This is a genomic window from Ruegeria sp. HKCCA6707 (genome assembly GCF_013033515.1).
Classification (GTDB): domain Bacteria; phylum Pseudomonadota; class Alphaproteobacteria; order Rhodobacterales; family Rhodobacteraceae; genus Ruegeria.
This window is the reverse complement of the sequence record NZ_WQEG01000001.1, coordinates 771145-788508: the sequence shown is the minus strand read 5'-3', so window position 1 is coordinate 788508 and position 17364 is coordinate 771145. Positions and strand designations below refer to the sequence as shown.

Genomic DNA, 17364 nt, shown 5'->3' with positions numbered 1-17364 from the left:
GTAGGCCTTGAGACATAACACGCGAATGCTCGTGGCGTCTCTGAATTAGAACAACGCCTGAATGGAGCCGGCATGCACCAAAACAATAGTTTGCGAATATTGATCAGGATTGACTTGGTACGATTTCGTATTAAATAGTACGATATCGCACTAATGGAGATTCAAAATGCTAAACCGAAGACGTTTTCTGAAAATTCTAAGCGGAGGCACAATAGTGGCGATAGCCGGCGCGGCTGGATTTCTTACGACACGCACGCCCCATAGTGCTCTGGCTCCATGGATGCCAAAACCCTATCACGATCCCCGCAAAGCAGCATTGTCTTACGCAATACTCGCGCCCAATCCGCACAATCTGCAACCTTGGCTTGTCGAGTTGGTGGGGCAAGACAAAGTGCGCATCCACCGCGATACAGATCGCGAGCTTCCAGAAACCGATCCTTATCATCGTCAACTCTATATTGGCCTCGGTGCATTTGTTGAGACGATGGTTCTAGCAGCAGGGGCTCTCGGGTTTGATGCCCAGGTCAAGTTACTACCAGATGGGGATGACGGACCCATCGCAGAAGCAGTGTTCGTACCAGGCGGGGCATCCGATCCACTCTCAGCTCAAATCCTCAACCGGCATTCAAACAAAGAACCATACACGGAACAGCGGCTCTCCGAGGAGGAAGTGTCGGTCCTTGAAAACTACGCCACTCTGATTTCCGATGAGGATCTGGTGGCCCGTATTCGAGGCCTCACGAAACGTGCTTTTGAAATCGAAATGCGGACCCCACCGGCCCTGAAAGAATCCGTCGACTTGATGCGGATCGGTAAAGCAGAAATCAACGCCAACCCAGACGGGATTGAGTTGCGCGATCCCATGCTGGAAATGCTGCGACTAACCGGTCTGTTGGACAACGAGACCCTTATGAATGTTGACCACCCAGGCACTCAGTCACATATGCGAGGCTACTTCGCCATGCTAGACTCGACACAGCAATACGCAGTCATCACAACAGCCACAAATACGCGAAGCGATCAACTCGATGCCGGACGTCGATTGATGCGTTTCTATCTAAAGACTACCGAAATGGGTCTGGGCGTTCATCCCGTCAGTCAGGCACTTCAGGAGTATCCTGAGATGGCAGATGAGTATGCTTTGGCGCATGAGCTTCTTGCACCGTCGGGCTACACAGTGCAAATGTTGTTGCGCTTGGGACATGGGCCCGAGCCAATTGCCACACCCCGCTGGCCGCTGGAGACCCGAATTCTGAATGAAGCCTGAAGATGAGACCAGCGAAGTTTACCGGTTTTTCACCGAAGTCGGGATCATTAATCAGTTGATCTCGACCAAGCTGGAAGCATTCCTGCCCGGTAGAATGACAGCGACACAGTTTGGAATATTGGGCCATCTGGTTCGACGCCCAGAAGGGGAAACTCCTCTGCAACTTTCTAACGCGTTTCAAGTGCCCAAGACTTCGATGACGCATATGCTCTCAAGTCTTGAAAACCATGCTCTGATTACCCTTGAAGTCAACTCGAATGACAAGCGTTCGAAAATCGCCCGGTCTACGCCACAAGGCGCGGAGTTTTTGAAAGCGTGTAACGAGCGGATGTCGGAAGCTCTGGCTCCAGTTTTGTCCGAACTCGGGTCGGGCCCATTTCGTAATTCCCTGCCGAATCTGACGCTCATACGCGAAGCTTTGGACAACGAACGGGATTAGGAAAAACCAGAGCCAACCAGAACGCTTAGCCAAATTCTTAAAACATCATGCAATCTCCGCCCGGGGGAGGCAGCGGTAATCCTTCAGGCAACGTGGGTGTGTAGTCAAATGTCACAATCTCTGCGCCGCCGTCGAATGCCACGAACAATTGGTTAGACCCCGGTCTGATGGCGATGCCTTCCGGGTCGGTACCGAATTCCAACAGACTTTGCTGGGCGAGCAATTGGCCATCCGCTGTGAACTCATACAGGCTGTTTGACCCTTCCCAGTCATCAACAATCAACATGTGACCGGTGCGTGCGTCAATCGCGATGCCCTGTGCCTCGCTTAAGGGGGGAGAGAGCTTCATGGTATCCAACCTCGCCGTCAAAGCACCCTCTGAAGTGAACCAGGACAACCGTTCCGGGTCATCCTCAACGGTCACGATCTGCCCCTTGGCATTGATCGCGATCCCCTCCGTATCTGCGAAACCGCCGTCCAGTTTGAAAGGTGCTCCGAGCGGCATTCCTTCCTTTGTAACACGTTGAAGACTTCCGAGACCATCGCCCAGCAACAAATGATCCCATTCAATAGCAATTGCTTTGATGCGGAAGAGATCACTGGATATGCGGCGCAACTCATCACCCTGCAATGTAACGAGAATGGCCTCGGGGCCCTCGTTCGCAATCCACAACCCACAAAACGTCGGATCGTAGTCAAGACTTGCGGGTTGATCGAGCTCATAGCGCCCTGTTTCGCGAAGCTGCAATGCCGTGGCCGGGGTCGACACGGCAAAAATCAATAAAGCGGTGGTCCTCACAAACACTCAGGATGCTCCTAGCTGAGTTAGAAAAGTGGGGCGGTGTCGTGACGCGTCAATACAAAGAACGATATATCTCCTCACAACAGAGGTCATCACACTTCCGTTAAAAAGAGACGCAGAACGTCAGAAAACAGCGCCAGGTCACGTGAGTTCTAATTCTCCTGCAATGCAATCCAAGGTGAAGAACTGGAGCAGTTTCTTGCATCGCAGCGAGACCCGGGGCACCGCCTCGAACAACAACTATTGAAGAGTTTGTCGCGTCACCATTGCCGGCGTCGAGTGTTCCTCTGCGTTGGTGTTACCAAATTCGAAGCTTGATGTAAGTTATGCGTATGAACCAATTCGACATTCTGGGACAGCCTTCAGCAGTCCTTCGTCGTCACGTTGACAAGTGCTTCGGATGAGAAAGTCCCAGTACTGGTTTCATCCGCATCAGGATAAGATACGGTGGCGCCTTCGATCTCCGATCCTGTTACAGTGATTTCGCGTTGTCCGATTATGTCATCGACATCGATGGTAAAAGCTAGCCTGTCCCCGGCGGCGAGGGACGCAATCTCCAGCTCAATTGTACTTTGCGCGTCCTCAACCGATGGAAATTGAAGCCGAGCTTCAGCACCCTCTACGAATTCGAGCGGTTGAAAGACCTCCACACCCACGCCTTTTTCGGTAACGTCGAAGATCAGGCGTCCGGCAGATAGCGACAAGTCAATTTTGAGGGTCGATGCTGCTAATTCGCACGTTCCGACGTTTGTCAAAACAAATCGGCCCTTGGTCGCGCCTGCCAAAAAACGAATTTGAACGCCGGCTTTAAGCGAGGTGGTTGCAAAAGTCCGAGGGTCGCCACGAGAATGCTCTTCGGGAGCATACGTTTCTCCTAGATACAAGGTTCTTGATAGATATGGTTCGGCGGGTTTCTTGGATCAGACTTGTGCCCTTTCATCATCGTGGCTCAGCCGATGAGAGTTTTCAAAGTTCCTTTCGTTGTCGTCAGAACGGTTAGGTTGAAACATGCCATTGTCATTCGCGCGTTTTGCCGGAACTTCCTGAAGAATATCAAAGTGTTCGACAACCTTACTTTCAGCATCCAGGCGAAAAAATCGATCCCTGAATACTCGAGACCATCGGGCCAGATTGGTGACAATTGTCTGCCATCAGCATCCATGTGACAGAATAGGTTGATTGCGTAATGGAAGGTTTCAGGCGCATGCGAAGTTTGCAGAAATTCGCCACCGTTCATTCGTCCGCCTACAACCACTTCAACCGGGAAAGATCGCTCACTAGCCGAAACTCCTTCAAGCTGACCCTGGCCGCCGCCTTCGCCGAGTGGCGTCAGCTTTGTTCTGGACCGGTTCGCGGTTTCTAAGGCGAACTGAGACTGGTTCGAATTCGACTGACAGCACCCGTCACAGACCTATGTAACGACCGCCTCTGCGGTGTTTTCGGATGCACATCGACCCACGCGGCAAAACAAACTGGAATGTTAGGTATCCAACTTGGTTGTGTTTCTCTAGGAGAGAGCAACACCTAAGATCGCACAGTCCGCCCAGGGACGAGGTGAAAACCCACGTCGATGCAAGGCTTCACCGCTTCTCCGTTCAGCCGAGCAACCAGCGCTTGTGCGGCGGCCTGGCCGATCCGAAGGTGTGGGACGTGGATGGACGTCAGTCTGGCTTTCAGCACAGATGAAATCGGCATGTCACCCCAGCCGGCAATGCCAATATCTTGGGGGACAGACAGGCCAATTCGATCACAATACTGCATGCCGCCAAAAGCCATCGAGTCATTTTGATAGAAGACGCATTCGACAATGGCCCCGGTGGCGATCAGCTGTTCGGTTCCGTAGTACCCTGGGTAGAAGCTGGCCGTGTCATGCAGACAGAATTGCCGGGTGAGAGTTCCGCCCCCGTCGGTTATCGCTTTGGTGAACCCGTCCAGACGCCTGGACGCCGCATTCGCTGTATCATGCGACGTGCCGACATAGCCAAAGTTTCGGTATCCCAGCCCGATCAAGTGGCGCCCCATTTCGAAGCCGCTGTCGAAATGCGCAAGCCCGACGCTAATGTCTAGGGGACTAGAATTCAGGTCCCATAATTCAACGATCGGAATTCCCGCATTGCGCAACATCTCGGTAGCGCGGGGCAAATGAGACCGGCCTGTCAGAATAAGCCCGGCGGGTTGCCAGGACAGGACCGTTTCGATCCATTTCTCTTCTTCAACCAGCGTATGTTGTGTTAGCCCCAAGACAGTTTGATAGCCGTGTGACCCCAGTTTCTGGTCGATGCCTTCAAGCACCTGAGCAAAGACCTCGTTGCCCAGATCCGGTATCGAGACGCCTACAAAAGTCGAGGAACGATCCCCGGCGAAAACGGTCGCAAGCCGATTCGGCAAGTAGCCCAGAGCGTCCACCTGGGCCATCACTTTGTCGCGGGTTTTTTCCGAATAGCCCCCTTCACCCCGTATGACTCGGCTGGCGGTCATTTTTGAAACGCCCGCCGCCTCGGCCACTTTGGCTAGGCTTACCTTGTTGGTCTTGCTTGGTTTTTCTGTCATTTTCGCAAAATACGTTACCGGTAACTTTTTTCTTGACTGTGCCGAATTTTCCTCGAACACTAGCGGAACGTTACGGGTAACGCTGTCGAAAAGCAAATGCCGTGGCGTGGGGAGGACAAATGAACAAGCAGCGTCATAGTGGTCTGTTGTTTGACAGCATCGACAAGCATTTCGGTGGGACATATGCGCTGCGCGACGTGTCGCTGGCCGTCGAGCGCGGAGAGATTGTTGCGCTTCTGGGCGAGAACGGGGCGGGCAAGTCGACGCTAATCAAAGTTCTGGGTGGTATCCACAAACCGGACTCGGGTCGTGTTCTGATTGACGGCCAACCCTATGATCATCGGCCTGCCGGATTTGGTGAACGTCAGAAGGTGGCTTTCATCCATCAGGATCTGGGGTTGATCGAATGGATGACAGTTGCCGAGAACATTGCGCTGGCGCTTGGCTTCAAGAAACAGTCGGGCCTGATCCAGTGGAAGGATGTTGAGCGGTTCGCGCGAAATGCGCTGGCACGGGTAGATTGTGATTTTGATCCCACGACCCGGGTTGAGGATCTGTCGCGGACCGAAAAGTCGCTGGTGGCGATTGCGCGGGCATTGGCCGTGGACAGCGAGTTTCTGGTTCTTGATGAACCGACCGCGTCGTTGCCGGCGGACGAGGTCGAGCGGCTTTTCGCGGCTATCCGGCCCTTGCGGGAGAAAGGCGTGGGGATGATCTATGTCAGCCATCGCCTGGACGAGATTTTCAAGATCGCTGACCGTGTGGCCGTTTTGCGTGACGGCGAAATGGTTGGGATCCGAAGTATCGAACACACGACACCGGAAGAGCTGGTGCTGAAGATCGTGGGTCGCAAAACGCGGGCCACTGTTAAGTCCGAGACCCCGCCGGGCGATGTCATCCTGTCGCTGACGGATTTCTCGGCCGGTGATGTCACCGCGCTGAACTTCGAGCTGCGGCAAGGCGAGATCGTTGGCCTTGTCGGTTTGCGCGGGGCTGGGCACGAGGCGGTTTCGCGCGCACTGTTCGGGGTCGAGCCGCATGACGGGCAGGTTCTGCTGGCCGGTGAGGTACCGGATCTTACATCGCCGCAAACGGCCATGCAGGCCGGAATAGGTCTGGTGGCCAAGGACCGAACCGAAGAATCCGTGGCAATGAGCCTGAGCATCCGGGAAAACACATTTCTGAACCCTGACGGGTTGGGGCGCCGATTGCTGAGTTTCATGACCCCGGCGCGCGAGGCTGAACAGGCTGAAGCCATTGGTGCTGAACTGGGCCTGTCGCCCAATGATCCGACGCTGGCCATCGAAGCCTTGTCGGGCGGAAACCAGCAAAAGGTGGTGATCGGGCGCTGGTTGGCTACCCAACGCAAGCTGTTGATCTGCGAAGACCCGACCGCTGGAGTTGATGTGGGGGCCAAGGCGGAAATCTATGCGCTTTTGAACAAGGCGTTAGGGCAGGGGGTGGGCATTCTGGTCGTCTCGACCGATTTCGAAGAGATCGCCACGATCTGCCACCGCGCCATTGTGTTCAGCCAGGGCAAGATTGTCGAAGAGCTGAGTGGCACCCGGCTATCGACGGAAAACCTCATTCAATCCGCATCGGCGAGCAACGCCGGGCAAGGAAAGGATATCTCGCATGCAGTCGCTTGAAAGCAGCGCTTTGGAACCCACAAAGGCCGAACTGAAAGGTTTGAGCTTTGGCAAACGGGTGATGCGGTTTCTACCGGTTTACGGTCTGGTCATTTTGACTGTCTTCCTGATTGGCCTCTTTTCGGTTCTTTTGCCGAACACGTTTCCGACGATGCTGAACCTGCGGGCGATTATTTCTGACAAAGCGATCATCGCTTTGCTGTCGCTGGGTGCGATGATCCCGATGGCGGCGGGGCGCATCGATTTGACTGTGGGCTACGGCATCGTTTTGTGGCACATCCTGGCCATCAGCTTGCAGACCATGCTTGGTCTGCCCTGGCCAATCGCGGTTGCGATTGTTCTGGTTCTGGGGGCCTTTACCGGGTTTCTGAACGGCATGCTGGTCGAAGTTGCCAAGATCGACAGTTTCATTGCCACGCTGGGCACCGGCACCGTTCTTTATGCGCTGGCGCTATGGCACACCGGCGGACGGCAGATGGTGGGCGCACTGCCCGAAGGGTTCTATGATCTGTCGACAACCTTTGTCTTCGGGCTTCCGATTACCGGGTTTTATCTGCTGGCCATCACATTAGTGCTGTGGATCGTGCTCGAATACACGCCGGTGGGCCGCTATCTCTATGCCATTGGTGCAAACCAGCGTGCAGCGCAGCTGAACGGCATTCCGACCCGCAAATATGTCATCGGCGCGTTCATGGCGTCGGGCACGATGACGGCGCTGGCCGGTGTGATCCTGGCGTCAAAACTGCGGATCGGTCAGGCCTCGGTCGGGTTGGAGTTTCTGTTGCCCGCTCTTGTCGGTGCCTTCCTGGGCTCGACCACGATCAAACCTGGTCGGGTGAATGTCTGGGGCACCGTTATCGGGGTCGCCATTCTGGCCGTGGGCATTTCCGGTATTCAACAATTTGGTGGCTCCTTCTGGGTCGAGCCGCTGTTCAACGGGGTTACCCTGCTGATTGCCATCGGCATCGCAGGATACGCACAGCGCAGAAAGGGTGCAGCCAAGCGCTGAAGCAAACCGCCGCACCTTGGGGTGTGGGCGACATCTATGCAAAGGGAGGAAATCTGATGCAAAAAAGAACGTTCATGGCGGGTCTGTTGGCCAGCACAATGTTGGCGGGGACCAGCCTTGCCGAACTTCCCTGGGATGGTCCGACAACCGGCCCTGCGGCGGCTGATGGCAAATCGATCGTGGTGCTTGCGGGTGATCTGAAAAACGGTGGTATCCTTGGGGTCACCAGCGGTGTTGAGGAAGCCGCAGCCGCCATTGGCTGGGAGGTTCGTGTTCTGGATGGAGCGGGCTCTATCCAGGGGCGAACGGCGGCAATCGGTCAAGCGTTGGCACTGCAACCCGACGGGATCATCATCAACGGTTTTGACGCTGTCGAGCAGCAGGCCGCGCTGGAAGGTGTGACCGGTGCCAACATTCCGATGGTCGCCTGGCATTCTGGACCCGTGATCGGCTGCGACGCGCCCGGCGGGATCTTTGCCAACGTGTCGACCGACGCGATGACGGTGTCCGAAGTGGCCGCCGAATGGGCGCTTGAGGATGGCGGGACCGATATCGGTGTGGTGATCTTTACCGACTCGACCTATCAGATTGCCATCGACAAGGCGGACCGGTTGCAAGAGGTGATCGAAGCTGGCGGCGGCAAGGTGCTGGAATATGTGGACACGCCCATTGCTGATACTTCATCTCGGATGGGGCCGCTGACCACATCGCTGTTGCAGAAATACGGCGACAGCTGGACCCATGCGCTGGCGATCAACGATCTCTATTTTGACTTCATGGGCCCGGCGCTTGCATCGGCGGGGATCGACAGCGCCAGCGGGCCGCAAGCGGGGTCTGCGGGGGACGGATCTGAGGCCTCGTTCCAGCGGATCCGGTCGGACAATTACCAGACGATCACTGTGGCCGAGCCGCTGAACCTGCAGGGGTGGCAACTGGTGGATGAGCTGAACCGCGCGATCCAGGGCGAGGCGTGTTCAGGTTATGTCACCTCGCCTGCGCTGGTGACCAAGGCCGGATTGGACAAGATCGAGGGCAATGCGTTTGATCCCGATACGCCCTATCGCGAAGCCTACAAGGCGATCTGGGGCAAATAGCTTCTCCCCCCCCCCCGGTCCACGGATCGGGGCCGGTTTGAACCAATACACATAGAAACACGGTCAGCCAGCGCAAACGCGGCTGCTGGCCAAGTGAAACCGGTGGTGGCCTACAGATGGCGACCGCCTTCAGAAGGGGTATCTTTCTTATGGCCGAGCCACTTATAAAGATGCGCGGAATAACCAAGCGATTTGGCGGCGTGACAGCGCTGAGCAATGTTGATCTGGACGCCTATGCCGGGGAAGTGCTTGCCATCGTAGGGGACAACGGTGCCGGCAAATCAACGCTAATCAAGGTTCTGACCGGTGTTTATCAACCCACCGAGGGCGATATCTTTCTTGATGATAAGCCGGTGCGGTTTTCCAGCCATGCCGAGGCCACTGCGATGGGGATCGATGCGGTTTATCAAACGTTGGCATTGGCCGATCACCTTGATCCTGCTGCAAACATGTTCCTGGGCAATGAGCTGACCCGCAAAGTCGCAGGGATCACGTTTCTGGACAACAAGCGCATGCGCTCGGAAACCGAGAGGGTGTTAATGGAGCGGTTGGGCGTGCGGCTCAAATCCATGGATGCGCCCACCGAAAGCCTTTCGGGTGGTCAGCGTCAGGCGGTGGCGATTGCGCGCGCGGTCTATCATGACGACCTGCGTGTGCTTGTGATGGATGAGCCGACTGCGGCTCTGGGCCCGCAGGAAACGGCCCGAACTTTGAAACTGATCGAAACGGTCAAAGCCCAAGGCATCGCCGTTATCCTTATTAGCCACTCGCTGGATGACGTGTTTCAGGTTTCCGATCGAGTCCATGTTCAGCGGCGCGGGCGGCGGGTTGGCGTCGTAAAAACCAGTGAAAGCAACACACAGGAAGTGCTGGGCATGATCGTCGGCGCTGAGGAGGCAGCCTGATGGCTCAGACAGATACACATATGTCAGACTCTCGACCGTTCACCGAGCGGCTAGAGCCCTATATTGCCATCATCGGCCCGATGGTGATGATTTTGGCAATCCTTATGTTCATGGGTATTGCCGAACCTGCGCGGTATTTCCGGGCAACGAACCTGAATCTCATACTGCTCGATGCAGCCCTATATATGCCCATGGCAATGGCGATGACCTTTGTCATCACGCAGCGCGGCATTGATCTGTCCATCGGCTCGATCGCTGCCTTGTCCAGCATCCTTATGGCCTTTCTGATCAAGCAATACGGGTTCAGCGTCTATATCGCGGTTCCGATTGCGATTGCTTTGGGTGCGATCATGGGCTTGATCAACGGCTTGATCATCACCCGTTTCAATGTGCCCGACTTGATCGGGACACTGGCGATGGATCTGGTCTATCGCGGATTTGCTCTGGTGATTGCCAAGGGGCTGGTGCTTGCCCGGTTCCCCGATTTCCTGACCGAGATTGGGCGCGGCCAGATCCCCGGCTTTATTCCGATTCCGGTTGTTCTGGGAATTGCGACCATGATCGGGGGCTATATTCTGCTCAAGCGGACCTATTTCGGGCGATACACCATCGCAATAGGGTCGAACCCCGAAGCGGCAGAGCTGACGGGCATTTCAGTCAACCGTCACAAGGTTTACGCCTATGTTTTGTGCGGGGCTTGTGCTGCATTGGCGGGTGTTATGCTGACAGGCAAGCTGAACGCCATTCAGGCGACATCTGCGCCCTATTTCAACCTGCATGTGATTGCGGCTGTGGTTGTAGGCGGCACATCACTGTTCGGGGGCCGGGCGTCTATGCTCGGCTCATTCGCGGGTGTTCTTCTGCTCAGCATGATGATCAACGCATTGGTCACACTTCGGATCGAGTTCTTTTGGCAATCTGTGGCTTCGGGCGTTGTGATCGTCAGCTCAGTGGCGCTGTATGCCTGGATGCAGAAGAAAGATCGGGATGGGGCAGGGGGCTGGCTGGCCGGTCTTCAAACCCCTGAAGGTCAGAAAATGCTGCGTTTTTCTGCAGCTCTTATCGGTATTCTGATCGCTCTGTTGGCGATTGGGGCGCTGTTTTCCGGATCGGCTGCACCAAGCGGCTAACCGGCATCATGCGGGGTTGCCGGGTCGGGGGTGCAGCCCCGAGCCCGGCTTAGGCTCCGCTCTCATGCAAAGGGAGGAACCATCATGAGACTTTTAACCACTGTATCCTTGATGACAAGCGTAGCATGGTCTGCCGCGGCAATCGCGGACGGCCATGGTAAGCTGCCGCTGAAAGAGCTGCCAGATATCGCCGAGCGCAACTATTGGGTGCCGGATGAGGTGAATGCGGACGGCAAGCTGGAAGCCTTGCAAGCTGTTGTCGGTTCCGAGGCGGTGCCGTTCAGCGGTGCGCTGGACAACCCAATTCAAATCGCGCTGATCTATCCCTCGGCGGATACGTCGGACTTTTGGGCGCGCAACTATCTGGCGCTGACCAAACGTCTGGATCAGTTGGGCATCGCCTATGAGACCACCGAATTCGCGTCGCGTCAGATCGAACACTCGCTGCAGTCGACCTACGCAAACCAGGTCGAACAGGATGCGGACCTGTATGACTATGTGATCTTCGGGCCCTCCGAGCTGGAAATTCAGGCGGACAATATCGACAAGCTGGCGGGCAATGATGGTTTCAGCACCTTTGTCTGGGCATTCCACACACCGCTGAAGGATTTGGCGAACCAGCCCGATGTGTGGTTCGACTTCTCGTCGGCTGCGGGCGCACTGACCATGTGCGATTACATGATTGACCGCTTGGGAGAAGGTGTAACCATGGCCATGAACCGTGGCATTCCGGGCATTACTGACAATCAACGCTCGGGTGACTTCAAAGCCTGCGTGGAAGACAAAGCCGGTTGGACCACCGTTTACGAGCATTATGGCGAGTATCAGCGTGAAGGCGGATTCGAAGGCACATCACTTATCATGCAGGCCTATCCCGAGGCCACTATCATCCACAACGCCAACACAGCGATGGCAATGGGCAGCGTAGAGGCGCAACTGTCGCAAGGGAAAGAGAAAGACATCTTCTCGACCGGTTGGGGTGGCACGGGGCTTGAGCTGGATGCGATCCGACGCGGAGAGCTAGACGCCACACCGATGCGCATGGGCGATGATGTCGGCGCTGCGACAGCCGAGGCGATCAAAGCTGATCTTGAGGATCGCGCAAGCGAGTTGCCGCTTGTCTTCCTCGGGCGGATTACGGTCGCTCATGACCAGATGTCGGCAGAGGAACTTGACGCGCTGCAACAAGAAGCGTTCCGCTTTTCAGGAATTGGAGCGTTGGAACGCTGAGTTCGTGTAACAGGAGCACCCCTCCCTTCAGGTTAAGTCTGATGGCGTGACCTGAGCGGGATGGGTGCAGTAAATTGTCCGCTCGCAACCGGACTGGAAGCAATGAAGAAGCCACGATGACAGAACGAAGATTGTCTGCCGCAGATCCTGGTCAGTGTCTTCGTGCCGGGTCGATCATCGCCGGTATCCTGTCGCAACCTTGCCGCTGGGCCAAGAAGACAAATCAGGCCATTTGGAAGCCTGGCCCGAACAGCCCGGGAAATCATCTAGATCAATCAGTTGGGGCGAGCCTAGCTACGGCAACACCTTAATGGACGAGAAGGAAGACTGAATGTTTGGTGTTATCGAAGGAACCGGGTTCGAAGTGATCGATCCGGCGTTTGAGGCCTGCTTTGTCGGTCACGTCCGGGTCGAGCGCCTATGGACCGGTGCGCGCTGGTCAGAAGGGCCGGTATGGCATGCGGCGGGTCGTTATCTTTTGTGGTCCGATATTCCAAACAATCGCATTTTGCGTTGGGATGAAACGGATGGGTCGGTTTCGGTGTTCCGGCAACCTTCAAACAATTCGAACGGCCAGACCGTCGACAGACAGGGGCGCCTTGTCACCTGCGAGCATCTGACCCGCCGCGTCACGCGCACCGAACATGACGGGTCGATCACCGTGATTGCCGACCGGTTTGAGGGGCGGCGTCTGAACTCACCCAATGATGTTGTGGTGAAATCCGATGGCTCAGTCTGGTTCACCGATCCCTCTTACGGGATCCTGATGGATTACGAGGGCGACCGCGCAGAGCCTGAACAGGACGGGTGCCATGTTTATCGCGTGTCGCCCGAGGGGGAAATCGCGCGTGTTGCTGACGACTATCTCAAACCTAACGGGCTTGCCTTTTCGCCGGACGAAAGCAGCCTCTATATTGCTGACACAGGTGTGACCCACGATGAAGGTGGCCCCAGGCACATTCGTCGCCACTCGGTGAACGCGGATGGTACGCTGTCAGGTGGTGAGGTATTTGCCGAATGCACCGAAGGCCTGTTCGATGGGTTCCGTGTGGACACTGACGGCCGGATTTGGAGTTCGGCCGCTGACGGGGTGCACTGCCTAAGCCCCGAGGGTCAGCTGATCGGCAAGGTCGAGATCCCCGAAATGGTCGGGAATGTCTGTTTTGGTGGCGCAAAGCTGAACCGGCTGTTCATTTGCGGAACCACATCGCTTTATTCGGTTTACCTGAACGTGAATGGTGTTTCGCCAGTTTGATGAGGCGCCAGGCACCTCATTTCAGGTGCTGGTTCAACCAGGGTCCGTGGAAATCCGTACCCTCTTGGTCGGTCCGCTGAAACCCGTGTGCGCCGAAAAAGTCACGCTGACCCTGGATCATGTTGGCCGTGCCGCGTGACTGGGTGATCGTGTCGAAATAGGTGAGCGCAGCCGCCATTGCAGGCACCGGAATGGCCGCCCCGGCGGCGGTCACCACCACCTTGCGCAGCGCGGGCAGGGTGCGACTGACAAGATCGGCAAAATAGGGCGCAAAGATCAGGTTGGCGGGCTTTGCTTCAAGCGCGGTTGCCATGTCGTTCAGCATGGATGACCGAATTATGCAGCCTTCGCGCCAGGTTTTGGCGATGTCGGGCATTGGCAGGTTCCAACTACGGTCATCGCTTGCCTTTTCAAGCAGATCAAAGCCTTGCGCATAGCATAGAATCTTCCCTGCAATCAGCGCATCACGCAGATCATCCGTATTCAGCGTGGTGTCTGTCGGCAAGCTGCGCTCGGCGGGGGTGAACAGGCGTTCTCCTTGTTGGCGCAGGGGTTTACCAGCCGACAGATTGCGTGCCGCAACCGCAGCTTCGATTACCGTGACCGGAGCACCCAACATCTGGGCCTCAATCGCGGTCCAGCGACCGGTGCCTTTTTGCCCTGCGCTGTCCAGGATCACATCCAGCATCGGTTGCCCGGTGGCGGGATCGACAGAGTTTGCAACCTTGCCAGAGATTTCGATCAGATAGCTTTGCAGCGCACCTTCGTTCCAGGCGGTGAAAATCTCGGCACAGGCGCTGGAGGACAGGTTTAGCCCATCGCGCATAATCCCATAGGTTTCGGCGATCAACTGCATATCGCCATATTCGATCCCGTTATGCACGGTCTTCACGAAATGCCCGGCGCCGTCCTGACCCATCCAGGTGGCACAGGGCTGTTCCTCGTATTGTGCTGCAATGGCCGAAAGCATGGGCGCCACCCGGTCCCAGGCCGCTTTGGGGCCACCGCCCATGATTGCCGGGCCAAAACGCGCGCCCTCAGCCCCACCGGATACACCGATGCCCAGAAACGGCAGCCCGTCTTGTTCCGCCTTGTTGGCACGGCGCACGGTGTCGTGGAAATTTGCGTTGCCCGCGTCAATGATAAGGTCATCTGAGTCCAGCAGGGGCCGCAGCGCTTCAATCTGGTCATCCACGGGCGCGCCAGCCGGCACCATCAGGATGATGTTGCGCGGCGATTTGAGCGCGGCGACAAAAGCCTCAAGTGTGTCACAGGGCACAAAGCTGCTGGCCAGTTCTCCGGCCTCGTCCATGAAGGTTGCGATGCGCGACGTGGTGCGATTGTGGACCGCGACACTGAACCCGTTATCGGCCATGTTAAGCGACAGCATCGCCCCCATTGTTCCTAACCCAATCAGTCCGAAATCGGCATGCGCTGTCATCTGTGTTCTTTCCTTGGTTACGTGAGTTATGATACCGGTACCATTGTTGATGGAAAAGGAAAAGCGGTATGGATGCTCTGACGGTTGAAACTCTGAAACTAAGCCATTTCGCGGTGATGAAAATGCTGGGCGCTGCTATCGCACGGGCCGAGGAGATCGGGCAACCGCAATGTATTATCGTCGTCGATGCCAGCGGTGAGACGCTGGGTGAGATTCGCATGACCGATGCCAAGTATCTCAGCCGCCTGAGCGCGCGGGCTAAGGCCCGGACGGCGGCGTCCATTGGATCGCCGTCGGACGTGATCCCCGAAGCGGTCCGGCCCCATATCGCGGCGGCCACGCAAGGTGCTGTGACCGGTCTGGGAGGTGGGCTTCCGATCCGTGTGGGAGGCGTGTTGGTGGGTGGCATCGGCGTTGGCTCGGGCAGCCCGGATCAGGATATCGATGTCGCCCGTGCGGCGCTGCGCGCGGTGGGGGCGGATATCTGAACCGGGCAGTCCTGTCAGGACGGGAACGCGATTTGCGCCTTGATGGCTTTGGTTCGGTCCGAGGCGAGATCGAACGCGGCGATGGCCTCGTCCAGGGGCAGGGTCTGGGTGATCAGGGGCGTCACATCCAGCCGTTTGTTTTGCATCAGCTCAACAGCGGTGAAGAACTCGGCATGAAACCGGAAGGATCCGCGCAACTCAAGCTCTTTGGCGGTCATGGCCTGAACAGGCAAGGACATGTCGCCGCCCAGCCCAAGCTGCATGATCACCCCGCCCGGTCGCAGGACCGGAACCGCGCCCGCAAGCGCTGCGGTGACGCCCGAGCATTCAAACAGCAGGTCAAAATAGCCTTTGTCAGCGGTATAGGCCTCCAGCGCGTTTGGGTCGGTTGCGATGTTGTGCACGATGTCGGCGCCCACCGCCTTGGCCATGTCCAGCGTGAATCCGGTCATGTCGGTGGCCACGATCCGAGCGGCCCCGGCGGCGCGGGCCACAAGAACCGCAAGCTGGCCGATTGGCCCGCATCCCGTGATCAGGACCTTTTTGCCCATAAGGTCGCCGGCGCGTCTGGCCGCGTGCAGCACCACGGAAAGCGGTTCGGCCATCGCCGCTTCACCTGCTGTCAGACCGGTGGCGACGGCGCATTGGCGGGCATCCGCCACGATATATTCGCAAAACGCGCCCTGAATATGCGGGAAGGGCATGGCCGAGCCGTAAAAACGCATGTTCAAGCAGTGGTTATGGGCCCCGTCCAGACAATATGCGCAGCGATAGCATGGGCGCGACGGCGATATGGCCACCAGATCTCCGGTGGCCAGCCCCGTAACATCGGGGCCCAGAGCCTGCACCGTGCCTGCAACCTCATGGCCCAGGATCATCGGCTCTTTCAGGCGGACCGTGCCAAAACCCCCGTGGTTGTAATAGTGCAGGTCCGACCCGCAAATGCCGCCGCGCGCCATTCGGATCAGAACCTCGCCCGGGCCGGGCTTTGGGATTTCGCGCGTTTCGATGCGCAGATCTTTGGCCGCATGGGCAACGATGGCTTTCATCATGTCAGGCATTTTCGACCTCAGATAACCGGGGTGGGAAGGGGTTGGCCCGCGAAATGAGCCGTCAGGTTGTCGCGCAAGAGTTGCCCCATGGCCTTGCGTGTCTCGATAGTGCCGCTGGCGTGGTGGGGTTGCAACAACACATTGGGCAGATCAAGAAAACGGGGATCAAGCGCGGGCTCGCCTTCGAACACGTCCAAAGCGGCAGAGCCAAGACGGCCCCCTGACAGCGCGGCGATCAGAGCATCCTCATCAATATTCGAGGCGCGGCTGATATTGATGATCATGCCGTCGGGCCCCACGGCGTCGATCACCTCTGCGCCGACGATATGGCGTGTTTGGGCAGAGGCGGCCAGGGTGACAAAGAGGAAGTCGCTGTGCCGGGCCAGTTCAACCGGGTCGGGCACAAATGTCCAATCGGGGGCATAGTCCTTGGCCGCGATATCGCTGTAAGCGATGTCCATGTCGAACCCGGCCAGCCGTTTGCCCACTTCGAACCCGATTCGCCCCAACCCAAGGATACCGGCTTTGCGCCCGAAGACCCGACGTTTGAGCGGGTAGAGCCCTTGTTTGGCCCAATCCCCGTCGCGCACCCAGGCCTCGGCCCCGATCATCCCGCGTGACTGGCACAGCATCATCGCCACACCCAGATCGGCCACATCCTGTGTCAGAACATCCGGCGTATTTGTCACGCGGATAGTCCGGGCTTTGGCCGCGTCCAGATCAACGGCGTCATAGCCCACGCCATAGACGCTGATCAGCTCCAGCTGTGGGCAGGTCGCAATCATGTCGGCATCCGCGCCCAACTCGCCCCGGGTCGCGATGGCGCGCACGTTCGGGCCATGCTGGGCCAGGAACGCGGCCTTGTCTGGCGCTTCGAACAGGCGTTTTGCGTCAAAGACAGTATCGATTGGGTTTTGATCCCAATCCGGGTAGGGTCCGACTTGCAGAATTACGGGTTTGGCCATTTGAGAATCCTGTATTGACAAACTATGGTACCGGTATCATGGTATCGGTAACAACATGATCTGACAAGGCGCATTCCACATGCGCAAG

Annotated in this window: 16 protein-coding genes and 1 pseudogene; 11 read left to right on the top strand and 6 right to left on the bottom strand. The window is 57.1% G+C overall.

Annotated features, from left to right (window positions below):
* Positions 1-280: 280 nt before the first annotated feature.
* Positions 281-1267: a twin-arginine translocation pathway signal protein gene (locus GOW40_RS03885; RefSeq protein ID WP_254444239.1), complete on the top strand. Its 987-nt coding sequence runs from the start codon at positions 281-283 to the stop codon at positions 1265-1267.
* Complete coding sequence (locus GOW40_RS03880; RefSeq protein ID WP_171128392.1) at positions 1257-1706, top strand: MarR family winged helix-turn-helix transcriptional regulator; 450 nt, start codon at positions 1257-1259, stop codon at positions 1704-1706. The genes GOW40_RS03885 and GOW40_RS03880 overlap by 11 nt, the downstream gene beginning before the upstream one ends.
* Positions 1707-1743: 37 nt before the next feature.
* On the opposite strand, the gene GOW40_RS03875 is transcribed toward GOW40_RS03880, so the two are convergent.
* Positions 1744-2511: a hypothetical protein gene (locus tag GOW40_RS03875; RefSeq protein WP_371731803.1), complete on the bottom strand. Its 768-nt coding sequence runs from the start codon at positions 2509-2511 to the stop codon at positions 1744-1746.
* A gap of 359 nt (positions 2512-2870) precedes the next feature.
* Positions 2871-3392, bottom strand: coding sequence for an aggregation factor core (locus GOW40_RS03870; protein WP_171128394.1), 522 nt, complete (start codon positions 3390-3392; stop codon positions 2871-2873).
* A gap of 302 nt (positions 3393-3694) precedes the next feature.
* On the opposite strand from GOW40_RS03870, the pseudogene GOW40_RS22120 reads away from it, so the two are divergent.
* A pseudogene (locus tag GOW40_RS22120) lies at positions 3695-3871 on the top strand (IS6 family transposase); the annotation flags it as partial.
* A gap of 161 nt (positions 3872-4032) precedes the next feature.
* On the opposite strand, the gene GOW40_RS03865 reads toward GOW40_RS22120, so the two are convergent.
* Positions 4033-5058, bottom strand: a complete 1026-nt coding sequence (locus GOW40_RS03865) for a LacI family DNA-binding transcriptional regulator (RefSeq protein WP_171128396.1) — start codon at positions 5056-5058, stop codon at positions 4033-4035.
* A 119-nt stretch (positions 5059-5177) separates the two neighbouring features.
* On the opposite strand from GOW40_RS03865, the gene GOW40_RS03860 reads away from it, so the two are divergent.
* The 7 genes from GOW40_RS03860 (at position 5178) to GOW40_RS03830 (ending at position 13330) form a co-directional block, all read left to right on the top strand.
* Entirely contained in the window at positions 5178-6707 is a 1530-nt protein-coding gene (locus tag GOW40_RS03860) for a sugar ABC transporter ATP-binding protein (protein WP_171128398.1), read from the top strand.
* Positions 6694-7716, top strand: a complete 1023-nt coding sequence (locus GOW40_RS03855) for an ABC transporter permease (protein WP_171128400.1) — start codon at positions 6694-6696, stop codon at positions 7714-7716. Before GOW40_RS03860 ends, GOW40_RS03855 begins: the two co-directional genes overlap by 14 nt.
* A 56-nt stretch (positions 7717-7772) precedes the next feature.
* Positions 7773-8810 (top strand): substrate-binding domain-containing protein, encoded by a 1038-nt coding sequence (locus GOW40_RS03850; RefSeq protein WP_171128402.1) that lies wholly within the window; start codon positions 7773-7775, stop codon positions 8808-8810.
* 149 nt (positions 8811-8959) lie between these two features.
* Positions 8960-9715, top strand: a complete 756-nt coding sequence (locus GOW40_RS03845; RefSeq protein WP_171128404.1) for an ATP-binding cassette domain-containing protein — start codon at positions 8960-8962, stop codon at positions 9713-9715.
* Positions 9715-10845 carry an ABC transporter permease gene (locus GOW40_RS03840; RefSeq protein WP_254444238.1) on the top strand — a complete coding sequence of 377 codons (1131 nt, stop codon included), beginning with the start codon at positions 9715-9717 and terminating at the stop codon, positions 10843-10845. Before GOW40_RS03845 ends, GOW40_RS03840 begins: the two co-directional genes overlap by 1 nt.
* Before the next feature lie 84 nt (positions 10846-10929).
* Complete coding sequence (locus GOW40_RS03835) at positions 10930-12075, top strand: substrate-binding domain-containing protein (protein ID WP_171128406.1); 1146 nt, start codon at positions 10930-10932, stop codon at positions 12073-12075.
* A 331-nt stretch (positions 12076-12406) separates the two neighbouring features.
* Positions 12407-13330, top strand: coding sequence for an SMP-30/gluconolactonase/LRE family protein (locus tag GOW40_RS03830; RefSeq protein ID WP_171128408.1), 924 nt, complete (start codon positions 12407-12409; stop codon positions 13328-13330).
* Positions 13331-13346: 16 nt separating this feature from the next.
* On the opposite strand, the gene gndA is transcribed toward GOW40_RS03830, so the two are convergent.
* Positions 13347-14771 carry an NADP-dependent phosphogluconate dehydrogenase gene (gndA, locus tag GOW40_RS03825; RefSeq protein ID WP_171128410.1) on the bottom strand — a complete coding sequence of 475 codons (1425 nt, stop codon included), beginning with the start codon at positions 14769-14771 and terminating at the stop codon, positions 13347-13349.
* Between the two features lie 68 nt (positions 14772-14839).
* Between gndA and GOW40_RS03820 the strand changes: the two genes are divergently transcribed.
* A complete protein-coding gene (locus GOW40_RS03820) occupies positions 14840-15259 on the top strand; it encodes a heme-binding protein (protein WP_171128412.1) in 420 nt (139 codons plus the stop codon).
* A gap of 14 nt (positions 15260-15273) precedes the next feature.
* On the opposite strand, the gene GOW40_RS03815 is transcribed toward GOW40_RS03820, so the two are convergent.
* Positions 15274-16308 carry an L-idonate 5-dehydrogenase gene (locus GOW40_RS03815; RefSeq protein ID WP_171130432.1) on the bottom strand — a complete coding sequence of 345 codons (1035 nt, stop codon included), beginning with the start codon at positions 16306-16308 and terminating at the stop codon, positions 15274-15276.
* Positions 16309-16328: 20 nt separating this feature from the next.
* Positions 16329-17276 (bottom strand): 2-hydroxyacid dehydrogenase, encoded by a 948-nt coding sequence (locus tag GOW40_RS03810; RefSeq protein ID WP_171128414.1) that lies wholly within the window; start codon positions 17274-17276, stop codon positions 16329-16331.
* Between the last annotated feature and the right edge of the window lie 88 nt (positions 17277-17364).

Excerpts from the sequence above, each read along its gene's own strand:
- GOW40_RS03885 (WP_254444239.1), top strand. The coding sequence starts at position 281 with ATGCCAAAACCCTATCACGATCCCCGCAAAGCAGCATTGTCTTACGCA.
- GOW40_RS03880 (WP_171128392.1), top strand. The coding sequence starts at position 1,257 with ATGAAGCCTGAAGATGAGACCAGCGAAGTTTACCGGTTTTTCACCGAA.
- GOW40_RS03865 (WP_171128396.1), bottom strand. The coding sequence starts at position 5,058 with ATGACAGAAAAACCAAGCAAGACCAACAAGGTAAGCCTAGCCAAAGTG.
- GOW40_RS03860 (WP_171128398.1), top strand. The coding sequence starts at position 5,178 with ATGAACAAGCAGCGTCATAGTGGTCTGTTGTTTGACAGCATCGACAAG.
- GOW40_RS03855 (WP_171128400.1), top strand. The coding sequence starts at position 6,694 with ATGCAGTCGCTTGAAAGCAGCGCTTTGGAACCCACAAAGGCCGAACTG.
- GOW40_RS03850 (WP_171128402.1), top strand. The coding sequence starts at position 7,773 with ATGCAAAAAAGAACGTTCATGGCGGGTCTGTTGGCCAGCACAATGTTG.
- GOW40_RS03845 (WP_171128404.1), top strand. The coding sequence starts at position 8,960 with ATGGCCGAGCCACTTATAAAGATGCGCGGAATAACCAAGCGATTTGGC.
- GOW40_RS03840 (WP_254444238.1), top strand. The coding sequence starts at position 9,715 with ATGGCTCAGACAGATACACATATGTCAGACTCTCGACCGTTCACCGAG.
- GOW40_RS03835 (WP_171128406.1), top strand. The coding sequence starts at position 10,930 with ATGAGACTTTTAACCACTGTATCCTTGATGACAAGCGTAGCATGGTCT.
- GOW40_RS03830 (WP_171128408.1), top strand. The coding sequence starts at position 12,407 with ATGTTTGGTGTTATCGAAGGAACCGGGTTCGAAGTGATCGATCCGGCG.
- gndA (WP_171128410.1), bottom strand. The coding sequence starts at position 14,771 with ATGACAGCGCATGCCGATTTCGGACTGATTGGGTTAGGAACAATGGGG.
- GOW40_RS03820 (WP_171128412.1), top strand. The coding sequence starts at position 14,840 with ATGGATGCTCTGACGGTTGAAACTCTGAAACTAAGCCATTTCGCGGTG.
- GOW40_RS03815 (WP_171130432.1), bottom strand. The coding sequence starts at position 16,308 with ATGAAAGCCATCGTTGCCCATGCGGCCAAAGATCTGCGCATCGAAACG.
- GOW40_RS03810 (WP_171128414.1), bottom strand. The coding sequence starts at position 17,276 with ATGGCCAAACCCGTAATTCTGCAAGTCGGACCCTACCCGGATTGGGAT.